Below are 11,825 nucleotides of genomic sequence, written 5' to 3'. Positions count from 1 at the left end.
AAAATGGAAAAAATGACATATGAACAGGCAATTTTGCGTTTGGAGGAAATAGTGAATAGTCTTGAAAATAATGAAATACCATTGGAAGATAGTATTGCTTTATTTCAAGAAGGTGTAACGCTTTGTCAATATTGTGATAATAAATTAAAGAACATTCAAGAAAAGGTTGCACAAATCTATGAAGATGGACAGTTAAAAGATTTTAAAGAGGGTGAATCTTAATATGAAAGAAATGAAAGAGGAAATTAATCAACGCTTACTGGAGTTATGTCAGCCTCTTAAAGAGGGAAAAGTCAAAGATGCCATGATTTACTCTTTATTGGCACCGGGTAAACGTTTAAGACCAATGCTGTTTTTAACTGTTTTAAAATCTTATCAGTTAGATTATCGTTTTTATATGGATGTGGCATGTGCCATTGAAATGATTCATACATATTCATTGATTCATGATGATCTACCAGGAATGGATAATGATGATTTAAGAAGGGGTAGAAAAACTTGTCATAAGCAATTTGATGAAGCGACAGCTATTCTTGCAGGAGATGCTTTATTGAATTTAGGTGTTAATGTGATTTTACAGACAACATTGAATGATTCATTGAAAGTTCAATTGACGAATTTGCTTTATCAGGCAAGTGGTGTCAATGGTATGATTTATGGTCAACAACAAGATTTATATTTTGAAAATCATCAAGCCTCTTTAGAAGAACTCCAGGATATTCATTATCATAAAACAGGAGATTTGATTTCCGTCAGTCTTCAAATGGCTGCCTGTATAGCTAATAAAGATGATTTAAAACATTGGAAACAGCTAGGATATGATTTAGGTTTGGCATTTCAAATTCAAGATGATATTTTGGATGTCACATCGACAACTGAGCAGTTAGGAAAAATGGTAGGAAGTGATATTGAAAATCATAAATCTACTTATGTGACATTGCTGGGAATTGAAGCTTCACAAAAGAAAGTAGATGAATTGTTTGAAAAATGTTATGAAAGAATATATGCTATGCAGATTAATCATGGCTTAATTTTAGAATTATTGGTAAAAATTTTGAAAAGGGTGAGTTAAATGAAGCTAGAACAAATCAAAGATCCTCAATTTTTAAAACAAATGAATATTGAGGAATTGGAAGAATTAGCTCAAGAAATAAGAACATTTATCATTCAAAATGTTTCTCAAACAGGAGGACATTTTTCCAGTAATTTGGGGGTCGTTGAACTAACGATAGCTTTACATTATATTTTTAATTCACCAACAGACAAAATTATTTTTGATGTTGGTCATCAATCATATGTTCATAAAATTTTAACAGGTCGTGCCGGGCAATTTTCGACATTAAGACAGTTTCATGGATTAAGTGGTTTTCAAAAGCGTAAAGAAAGTATTCATGATGCATGGGAAGCAGGACATTCTTCAACGGCTTTATCAGCTTCGGCTGGAATGGCTGTCGCCAGAGATTTAAATCATGAAAAAGGAGAAATCATTTGTGTTGTAGGAGATGCTGCTTTAATGAGTGGTGAGTCTTTTGAAGCATTGAATTATTTGGGGTCCATATCTTCTAAGGTTATTATTATCTTGAATGATAATAATATGTCTATTTCTAAAAATGTAGGTGGTTTAAGTAATTTCTTTTCTGATGTGAGAATGTCTACTCAATATAAAAATGCTCGTAATAATTATATTTCTTTTTTAAGTAAATCAAATTTAGGAAAAAAAGTTTATAAAATGACTAAGAAAATCAAAGATCAAATAAAAAATAATGTGATTAATGATCATATTTTTGGAGAATTTGGTTTAGATTATATTGGTCCGATTAATGGACATGATTTTCATGATCTTTTGAGTGCTTTGGCTCTGGCCTCTGAAATGGATCATAGTGTTGTTATTCATGTACATACAGTCAAAGGAAAAGGTTATCCACTTGCTGAAAATGATTACTATGGTGTTTATCATGGTGTGCCTCCTTTTGACTATCGTGAAGGGATTCGTCATCAAGAAAGTTCTACAATCAGCTGGAGTGAAGTTGTAGCCCGTCACATTGAAAAATGGATGCATAAAGATGAAGATATTGTGACAATCACACCAGCCATGATTTCTGGAAGTTGTTTACGTTCGATTTTTGAAACCTTTCCTGATCGTTCTTTTGATGTCGGTATCGCAGAAGAACATGCGATGACATTTGCTGCAGGTTTATCGAATGCACAAAAAAACCCATTTATTACTATTTATTCATCATTTTTACAACGCTGTTATGATCAGATTAATCATGATATTGCAAGAATGAATTTACCATGTCTGATTGGTGTTGATCGTAGTGGCTTGGTTGGGGCTGATGGTGAAACGCATCATGGTGTTTTTGATATAAGTTTTTTATCAGCCATTCCTCATCTTGTAATTATGTCACCCAAAGATGCTCAAGAGTTAAAAAAGATGATCAATACAGTTTTTCATCATTTTGATTCTCCTTATATTTTAAGATTTCCTAAAGGATCAACGGAAGATATGAATGTAGATTTGGATAAGGAAATTGATATAGGAACATGGGAAAAAATCATTTTCAATGATAATAATCCTTTAACTATTTTAACTTATGATGCTAAAGTGTATCAGGTCGCTCAGTTTTTGATGCAGGAAGAATTGCCAGTGAATTTAATTAATGCCAGATTTATTAAACCTTTGGATGAAAAAATGTTAGATGAACTTTTTGATTTACATCAACATTTACTTATATATGAAACAGATCTAATGACTGGATCGTTAGGAAGTTTAATTGCTCATTATTATTCTCAAAGACATATGCCTATGACTATTGATTATATGGGCATTGATGATCATTATACGCCACAGGGACAATTAGATGAATTATTAAAATTAGAACATATTCATATAGATGATTTAAAGCAAACAGTAAAGGAGATACTTCATGAAAAAAGAAAGAGTTGATGTTCTTTGCGTGGAACAGGGTTTATTTGATTCACGCGAAAAAGCCAAAAGAGCGATTATGGCTGGCATTGTACGTGATGATTATGATTATATTGATAAACCCGGAACCAAAATACCGATTGATTCACATTTATATATAAAGGGTGAAAAGTTACGTTATGTATCACGAGGTGGATTAAAATTAGAAAAAGCATTACAGGTTTTTCATTTGCAATTAGATCATCTCTTGATGCTGGATATTGGTTCTTCGACAGGAGGTTTTACAGATTGTGCTTTGCAACATGGAGCTAGAGAAGTTTATGCATTGGATGTGGGCACAAATCAGCTTGTCTGGAAGTTAAGGAATGATCCGCGTGTTCATGTTTTAGAACAAACTAACTTTCGTTATGCTTCATTGGAATTGTTTCAATATGGACAACCTGAATTTGCCAGTATTGATGTATCCTTTATTTCGTTAAAACATATTTTTCCAGCATTATCAAAAATTCTTAAAAAAGGGGCTTACTGTGTTGCTTTAATCAAACCACAGTTTGAAGCAGGGAGAGATGATGTGGGAAAACACGGGATTGTATCTCACCCAGAAATTCATCAACGAGTGATTCAAGAAGTCATTAAATATGCTCATGAACAAGGGTTTTCTTTACAGGGTTTAACTTACTCACCGATTACGGGTGGGGAAGGAAATATTGAATTTTTAGGTTGCTTCCTTTATCAGGACAAGGCGGATTTGGATATTGATATTGAAGTTGTTGTCAATGAGGCACATAGTCATTTTCAAAGGTAGGTGAAATAGATGTTAAAAAGTTTATATGTTTCATCATTTGTTATTATTGATAAAATCAAAGTAGATTTTTCTGAGGGTATGAGTGTTTTGACAGGAGAAACAGGAGCAGGTAAATCTATTATTATTGATGCTATTGGTCAGTTATGTGGTCAGCGTTCTTCTGCTTCATTTGTCAAAAAAGGATGTCAAGAAGCCATTATCGAAGGAGTCTTTGATGTGGAAGTGACCTCTCAATTAGAAGAAGTCTGTCAACAACTACATATTGATGCTGAAAATGAATTTATTATTACAAAACATATTCAAAGCAATGGAAAAAGCCAAGTGAAGATTAATTATCAATCTGCCACACATAATGCTTTAAAATTATTAATGCCTTTTTTCATTGATATTCATTCTCAGTTTGAAACACAAAAACTTTTTGCTGAAAAGAATCACATTCATCTTTTAGATGAATATGCCAAAGAAGATTTGCAATTCCTTTTAGATGATTATCAAAAAGAATATCAAGAATATAAACATATTCAAAATCAACTCCAACAGACTATTCAAGAAGATATGTCTGATGAACAATTAGAATTTTTAAAAAGTCAGTTAGAGGAAATTGATGAATGTCCTTATACTGATGAAGAAATTGATGAATATGAAGAAGAATTAAAAATTTTACAAAATTATGAAAAAATGAATGAACATATTCAAAATTTTGAACAATTAATGAATAATCATCAAGGCGTTTTGCCAAAATTAAAAGAAGCGACTTTTGAATTACAGTCATTATCTTCTTATAATGAATTTGAAAAACATATTGAACAAATTCATAATATCTATTATAACCTGTTAGATGAAGTTGAAAGTATTTTAGATGTTTATCGTTCTTTTCAATTTGATGAATATCGTTTTAATGAATTGCAGGACCTTTTATTTCAAGCTAATCGTCTAAAAAGAAAATATGGTTTTACAATGGCCAGTATTCAAGATTACCGTGAAGAACTGCTGCAAAAAATCAATGCCATTGAAAATCGAGAAGAACATATTTTACAGTTACAACAACAATTAACGCAACAAGAAAGGAAAGCAAAAGAACTGGCTTTGAAAATGCACAAAGTACGTATACAGTATGCTCATCGATTTGAAAGTGAAATTCAAAAAGAATTAAAAGATGTCTATTTAGACAGAGCTATATTTAAAGTTGAAATCAATGAAACATCACTTCAGCCATTGGGATGTAGTGATGTGAAATTTAAGGTCGCAATGAATCAAGGACAAGATTTAAGCCTGTTGAATGAAACAGCCAGTGGTGGTGAAATTTCACGTTTGATGCTTGTAATAAAAACAACAATATTAGAATATAATCATATTGATACTGTTATTTTTGATGAAATTGATACAGGTGTCAGTGGTAAAGTAGCAACTAAGATTGGTGAAAAAATGAAAAAAACAGCTTTAAAAAAACAAGTCATCTGTATTACACATTTACCACAGGTTGCAGCATTGGCTGATCATCATTATAGCATTGAAAAACAATCGCTCAATGATGATACAGTCACTTCTATTCGCCATTTAGATACAAAGCAAAGAGTGATGGAAATTGCTAAAATGTTATCGGGAGAAGTCATGACAGAAGAAGCTATTGCTAATGCTAAGAAATTATTGAACGTATAAAATCAAGCATATATGCCAAAATAAAATGTAATCATTTAGATTACAGGGAGGTGTATATGCTTTGCTTTTGAAAAAGTTGAGTATATCACTCATCACTGTCGTTTCTTTATTATGTCCATCCTTTCAAGTTTTTGCAGCAGATGTTATTCTTGGTGGTCAATCCATTGGTATTGAACTTGATTATGAGGGTGTAATGATTACAGGTACTTATGAAATTTCTATTGACAATCACCCTTATGATCCAGCCAGTGATGGTTTTATGTCAGGTGATTTGATTACAAAGGTCAATCATCAGGATATTGGTAAGCGACAAATGAAAAGGCACTAACAAGACTGCGGATATTCATTTAAAATGTAAGTACAATAAAAAAGGAGGTACTTACTATATGCAATATGATTGGAAAAAAATCATAAATAGTCAAAAGGAAAGCACTTTGACTGTCAAGGAATTCTGCAGACAGAACAATATCTGTGTGTCTTCTTTCTATAAGTCAAAAAGACGACTGGAAAATGATGAACTTCAAAGTAATTTATTTGTTCCTGTCGAGGTTGTGGATGATGCCCACCCCAATGTATCAATGACCATTGATGGTCATTGTATTGAATTTGATCCTGCACTTCTTGACAGAATCATTGGTGCTCTCAAATGATCATCAACACTGATGAAGTCAAGAATATCTACGTTTCAACGCATTTCGTGGATATGCGCAAGTCGATAGATGGGCTGACACTCATTGTGCATTCCCAATTCCAGATGAATGTCCTTGATCACAGCCTTTTTATCTTTACCAACCGATCAAGAAATCGCATCAAGATTCTCTATTATGAAAGCAACGGCTTCTGGCTGTTCATCAAGAGACTTGAACATGGAAAATTCAAAATCCAGGAATCGCAGGAATCATTGACAAGAGCCATCACTTCCCGTCAGCTCAGTTGGCTTCTGGAGGGTCTTGAATATGATGAAAAATTGAAAGAAAAGCAGCTTCTCATCTAACAAAGCAGTTTGTTTTATGGTATAATACGAAACAGCTGAAATCATGTAATGTGGGGTGTGAAGATGTCATGAACTTGAGAAATCTAAGTCAGGAAGAACTGATCAAGATGATCAATGAAAAGGATAAAAAGATTGAAGCATTGACTGAGCAGCTGAACTGGTACAGTCAGCAGATCAAGCTTCAGCAGAAGAAGCTTTTTGGTTCATCTTCAGAAAAGACTGTTCTTCCTAATCAGATTTCTCTTTTTGATGAAATTGAACTAGAATCCACACCAATCAAGCAGGAACCGGAACTTGAAGAAATCACATACAGAAGAAAAAGAAAAAGCAGACAGAGAGGAATAGATATTTCATCACTGCCAGTAAAGAAGGTCATTCATGATATTGACAATAAAAGCTGCCCAGAATGTGGTGCACTGCTTAGAAAGATAGGCGAAAACAAAAGAAAGGAGCTTGTCTACCATCCTGCACGATATGAAGTCATTGAACATATTCAATATGTCTATACGTGCGATCGATGTGACAGGGAAGCTGTTCAATCGCCAATATACAAGGCACCCATGAAGGAACCGGTCATATACAAGAGCTTTGCATCGCCATCACTTCTGTCATATATCATTGATAACAAGTTCAACAAAGCACTGCCTCTGTATAGACAGGAAGTCATGTTCAATCAGATGGGGCTGAAGCTGTCAAGACAGACGATGGCCAACTGGATGATCAAACTGCATGATGAATATTTCAGGACAATCGCTAGTCATATGCATAAGGTTCTGTTAAAAAGTCAATACCTGCACGGAGATGAAACGTCTGTTCAGGTTTTAAAGGCACCGCATCAAAAGGCAACCACAAAATCCTATATGTGGGTATACAAGACAGGACGCAGCGAGGAGAAGCAGATAGTTGTTTTCATATACGAAAATACAAGAGGACACGAGCATGCCCAGAAGCATCTGGAAGGCTATCATCATATACTTCAGACGGATGGCTATCAGGCCTATGAGAAACTTGAAGGCATTACACACATGGGATGCTGGGCTCATTGTCGTAGAAAATATAAGGAAGCACTAGACAGTGCGCCTGCTGGGGTAGATCTCAAACAAACTGCCAGCTATAGGCTTTTTCATAAGATCAACAAGCTTTTTCAAATTGAAAAGGAAAACGCGGACAGAAGCTATGAAGAAATCAGGCAAATTCGACAGGTTCAGTCAAAACCACTGGTTGATGATTTCTTTGAAGATGTCAGGGAATGTTCAAAAGTTGCAGTGGATAAAACAAAGTTAAGTGAAGCACTCAAATACAGCATCAACCAGGAAGAAAAACTAAGAGTCTACCTTGAAGATGGGAGAATAGAGATATCAAACAACCGAGCAGAAAATGCGATACGCCCATTCTGTGTAGGCAGACGCAACTGGCTGTTTACCAATACGGTTCAGGGAGCACAGACAAGCGCTGCCTTATATTCACTTATAGAAACTGCAAAGCTAAACAATCTCAATCCCTATGAATATTTTAACTATCTTTTGTCATCATTGACAGAAATAGATATCAATGATGAAGAAGCCCTTGATAATTATATGCCATGGTCAAAAGAATTGCCTGATAATACATATCTGACTAAAAAATCGTAGAGATACGATCTTTTAGTCGTGTCCTGTAAATCATACATATATAAATTGTCAATTTATTACAGCTCTAATTATAATCAATGTCGTTGATTGATAATAGGGCTTTTTCATTTTGCGCTTACGGATATTGAATCTATTCAGGAATTAATGAATGAAATCAAAGACTGTGTTGAAAAGAAACAAGAGATTATTTTAACGCTTCAACGTCAAAAACAAACCTTTGAAAAAGAACTCAAATTTCAAACCAAAGATCATCAATTTACAACGGGTTTATATGTTCAAGACGGTTTAACGGGTATTGGGACAATGACTTATTATAATCCTCAAAATCATCATTTTGGAGCATTAGGACATATGATGTGTGACACTTCATTATCAAGTGATATAAGTGTTAAAAATGGAACTATCTATCATTCTTATGTGAAAAATATTAAACCTTCACAGAATGGAAATCCGGGTGAAAAAATAGCTGATATTGGTTCCATTGAAATAGGAACATTATTCGATAATAATAATTATGGAATATATGGTCAATATACAAACCTTTCTGGGAAAAATCAGACAATTTCTACTGCTTCCATTGATGAAGTAGAACTAGGAGATGCTTATTTTTTAACAGTTCTCGATGGACATACAATGAGTCGCTGCTCTATTCGTATTACTCATCTTAAGAAACAAAGTGAACCTGATATTAAAGGAATAACATTTGAAATAACCGACAACGAAGTTCTATCATTAACAAATGGGATTGTTCAAGGAATGAGTGGTTCACCAATCATTCAAAACAACAAACTGATTGGGTGTGTAACCCATGTGGATATGAACAATGTTCATCAAGGTTATGGCTTATATATTGATTGGATGCTCAAAAACGACAAATAGAAAGAGAATCCTTCTTGATTCTCTTTTTCTTATTTCAACACAATTAGACTTTTTAATAAACTTTCTGTCGAAAAAGACAGTGAGAAATTTGACGAATAGGTGTAAATTCATTTTTTCAAATTTATTTTTTGTAGAAAGACTAGGAATATCGTTTTGACACATATATAATAAATTTGCTGATGAGAATAAATCAAAAGGAAATATTGGAAATGATGAAAACATTTATTGCGATTGATCAACTAGATTTATTGGAAAATATAAAATTCAATTTAGAAAAATCAAATAAATTTACAATTGTTGGTTCAACAAGCAATGGAACAGAATGTTTGAATTTCTTTAATCAAAAGAGTTGCGATTTACTTATATTGGACTTGATGTTATCAGAAATTGATGGACTTGGTGTCTTAAAAAGATTAAAAGAAATGAACAAACAGACTTTTCAAAAAGTCATCTGTATTACACAATTTACAAATCAGACAATTTGTAATATGTTAGAAGAATTAGGGGTGACTTATTGCTTTAAATATCCTTTTGATATACATCATTTTGTTCAATCTACTTTATATATTGCAGCTTCAGAACTTCAAAAACCCGATTTAATGGATCAGGATGAATCTGAAAAATATAAAAAAGTAAAAATAGAAAATGAGATTACAGAAATCTTACATGAAGTGGGAATTCCTGCTCATATTAAAGGTTATATGTATTTAAGAACAGCCATTTTAACGACTTACTATAACATTGAAATTTTAGGACAGGTCACTAAGGTTTTATATCCCGACATAGCAAGAATGTATAATACGACTTCATCTCGTGTGGAAAGGGCGATTCGTCATGCTATTGAAGTAGCATGGAACAGAGGCAATACAGATGCTATTGATGATATCTTTGGCTATACTGTTTCGGCTGTTAAAGCAAAGCCTACCAATTCAGAATTTATTGCAATGATTGCTGATAAATTAAGACTTGCTCATAAAACTGACCATGTCAAGAAAGAAAGTCTTTATAACTATAAAAATTATATGTTAAAATAGGGGTGGAAAGTTGAGGTGATATCTTTGCAGATTATATTTCATATTGATTTAAATGCTTTTTTTGCCAGTGCAGAGATTTCTCAAAATCCTCAACTTGTTGGCAAACCTATTGTCGTTTGTCGTGAATCTCGACGTAGTATTATTACAACAGCTTCCTATGAGGCTCGAAAATATGGTATTCATTCTGCTATGCCTTTATTTCAAGCCAAAAAACTCTGTCCACAGCTTATCACTGTACCCCCACATTTTGCTTTATATAAAACATTATCTCAAGAATTTTTTCAAATCATTTCTACTTTTTCTAAAAAACTTGAAGTTGCCAGTATTGATGAATGTTATGTTGATATGACTGAATATATTCAAGAACATCATTTACAGCCTTATCAGGTTGCTCAAAATATTCAAAAAAAGGTTTATAATACATTAAATTTACAATGTTCTATAGGTATTGCTCCTAATAAATTTTTAGCCAAAATGGCAAGTGATATGAAAAAACCAATGGGGATTACGATATTAACAAAACGCAATTTTAAAGAAAAACTCTGGCATCTTCCGGTCGGTCAGATGCATGGTATTGGAAAGAAAACAGTTCCTAAGCTAGAACAGCATGGAATTTATACTATTGGTGATTTAGCAAAATATGAAAACTATGAAAAAATAAGAACAGTTTTTCAAAAAAATACTTTTATTATATATCAAAGGGCTAATGGCAAAGATTTTTCAAAAATTAATTATGAAAAAAATGAATTAAAGTCAGTAGGTAATTCGACTACCTTTGAAAATGATAGTCATGATGAGGAATTTATTAAATCTGTTTTTCATTCTTTATCAAAAGAAGTTTCTGCCAGAGCTAAAAAAAGAGATCTTGTATCCAACTCTATTTCGATTACATTAAAATATACACGTGAAAAATCTAAAACAAAACAGACAGTTATCGATCAATATACAAATGATTTTGATATTATTTATGCAACGGCTTTGTTGTTGTTTGAAAGTATTTATCATGGTGAAAATTTAAGACTTGTAGGTGTCAGTTTGAACAATGTTGTGCATCTTCAGGATATTAATATCCAATTATCTTTATTTCACTCCACACAAAGTCAAATACAAAAAGAAACTCCAACTGATCAACTGATTTCACAATTGAATGAAAATCTTTCTGATACAAAAGTCATGAAAGCTTCTTCACTTATTAAAAATCAAGATATTCAAAAAAAATATCTTAAAAATAATGAATAACTTTAAAGAACGCTCATATGTTTTATAGAGGTGATAACATGAGTGTTTTTTTACAACGTTTTATTCAAGATAAGAAGTATTTCCTTATAGTGATAACGACAACTATCATAATGGGATTTTTATTTGGTTTTTATCAATATAAACATACACAGCCTATGATTCAACAATTCTTTCATTCTTTCTTTTATTTTAATATAGAAAATTATCAAAATCATTATCAATTATATCTCATTCAAAGTGGTATAATGATTTTTATATGTACATATTTAAGTACAAGTTATATGGGTCAAATAGGTTTATTATTTATTTGTTTTCTAAAAGGACTTCAGATTTCTTTTTCAATGCAATATGTTGTTATGAATGTTCAAATCCAGTTTATGATTGTTTTATTGATGTTATGTGAAATGATTTTAGAATTGATGATAGTATATGTCATTACTTATATTGGATTATATATTTCTAGTTATGTTACTTTGGTGAATTTTTATATCGAACAGAATTTTCATATTCAAAGTATTTTAAATTATAGACTTAATTTTATAATAGCAACACTTATTCTTTTAACGCTTTCACTAGCTTTTCGATTATATGTTGTTCCTCTATTTTAAAGGTGTCTTTAGTGGTTTTTTATGACAAAAATTGTTATAATATGAATGGT

At 32.3% G+C, this 11,825-nt stretch carries 13 protein-coding genes; all 13 read left to right on the top strand.

All coding sequences use genetic code 11. The features are described from left to right. Positions 1-3: 3 nt before the first annotated feature. Positions 4-222 (top strand): exodeoxyribonuclease VII small subunit, encoded by a 219-nt coding sequence (xseB, locus tag ACGHJ8_RS07185; protein ID WP_087359680.1) that lies wholly within the window; start codon positions 4-6, stop codon positions 220-222. Position 223: 1 nt separating this feature from the next. Next, entirely contained in the window at positions 224-1,072 is an 849-nt protein-coding gene (locus ACGHJ8_RS07180; RefSeq protein ID WP_087359678.1) for a polyprenyl synthetase family protein, read from the top strand. Next, on the top strand, positions 1,073-2,947 hold the full coding sequence (gene dxs, locus ACGHJ8_RS07175) for a 1-deoxy-D-xylulose-5-phosphate synthase (protein ID WP_390539573.1): 1,875 nt from the start codon (positions 1,073-1,075) through the stop codon (positions 2,945-2,947). Next, positions 2,928-3,731, top strand: coding sequence for a TlyA family RNA methyltransferase (locus tag ACGHJ8_RS07170; protein ID WP_390539571.1), 804 nt, complete (start codon positions 2,928-2,930; stop codon positions 3,729-3,731). The genes dxs and ACGHJ8_RS07170 overlap by 20 nt, the downstream gene beginning before the upstream one ends. A gap of 9 nt (positions 3,732-3,740) precedes the next feature. After that, positions 3,741-5,390 (top strand): DNA repair protein RecN, encoded by a 1,650-nt coding sequence (recN, locus tag ACGHJ8_RS07165; RefSeq protein ID WP_390539568.1) that lies wholly within the window; start codon positions 3,741-3,743, stop codon positions 5,388-5,390. Between the two features lie 61 nt (positions 5,391-5,451). Further along, on the top strand, positions 5,452-5,718 hold the full coding sequence (locus ACGHJ8_RS07160; protein WP_390539566.1) for a hypothetical protein: 267 nt from the start codon (positions 5,452-5,454) through the stop codon (positions 5,716-5,718). Between the two features lie 58 nt (positions 5,719-5,776). After that, positions 5,777-6,040, top strand: a complete 264-nt coding sequence (gene tnpA, locus ACGHJ8_RS07155; protein ID WP_390539564.1) for an IS66 family insertion sequence element accessory protein TnpA — start codon at positions 5,777-5,779, stop codon at positions 6,038-6,040. Then, positions 6,037-6,384, top strand: coding sequence for an IS66 family insertion sequence element accessory protein TnpB (gene tnpB, locus ACGHJ8_RS07150; RefSeq protein ID WP_129737345.1), 348 nt, complete (start codon positions 6,037-6,039; stop codon positions 6,382-6,384). Before tnpA ends, tnpB begins: the two co-directional genes overlap by 4 nt. Positions 6,385-6,452: 68 nt before the next feature. Next, entirely contained in the window at positions 6,453-8,015 is a 1,563-nt protein-coding gene (tnpC, locus tag ACGHJ8_RS07145) for an IS66 family transposase (protein ID WP_390539562.1), read from the top strand. Between the two features lie 144 nt (positions 8,016-8,159). Next, entirely contained in the window at positions 8,160-8,894 is a 735-nt protein-coding gene (locus ACGHJ8_RS07140) for a SpoIVB peptidase S55 domain-containing protein (protein ID WP_390539560.1), read from the top strand. A gap of 200 nt (positions 8,895-9,094) precedes the next feature. Then, a complete protein-coding gene (gene spo0A, locus ACGHJ8_RS07135) occupies positions 9,095-9,928 on the top strand; it encodes a sporulation transcription factor Spo0A (protein WP_390542423.1) in 834 nt (277 codons plus the stop codon). Positions 9,929-9,943: 15 nt separating this feature from the next. Beyond that, positions 9,944-11,167: a DNA polymerase IV gene (locus ACGHJ8_RS07130; RefSeq protein ID WP_338086430.1), complete on the top strand. Its 1,224-nt coding sequence runs from the start codon at positions 9,944-9,946 to the stop codon at positions 11,165-11,167. 38 nt (positions 11,168-11,205) lie between these two features. Continuing rightward, a complete protein-coding gene (locus tag ACGHJ8_RS07125; protein WP_087359663.1) occupies positions 11,206-11,775 on the top strand; it encodes a hypothetical protein in 570 nt (189 codons plus the stop codon). Positions 11,776-11,825: the final 50 nt, after the last annotated feature.

The organism is Massiliimicrobium timonense (genome assembly GCF_042850985.1).
Taxonomy (GTDB): Bacteria; Bacillota_I; Bacilli_A; order Erysipelotrichales; family Coprobacillaceae; genus Allocoprobacillus.
This window is presented reverse-complemented; position numbering and strand designations above follow the sequence as displayed.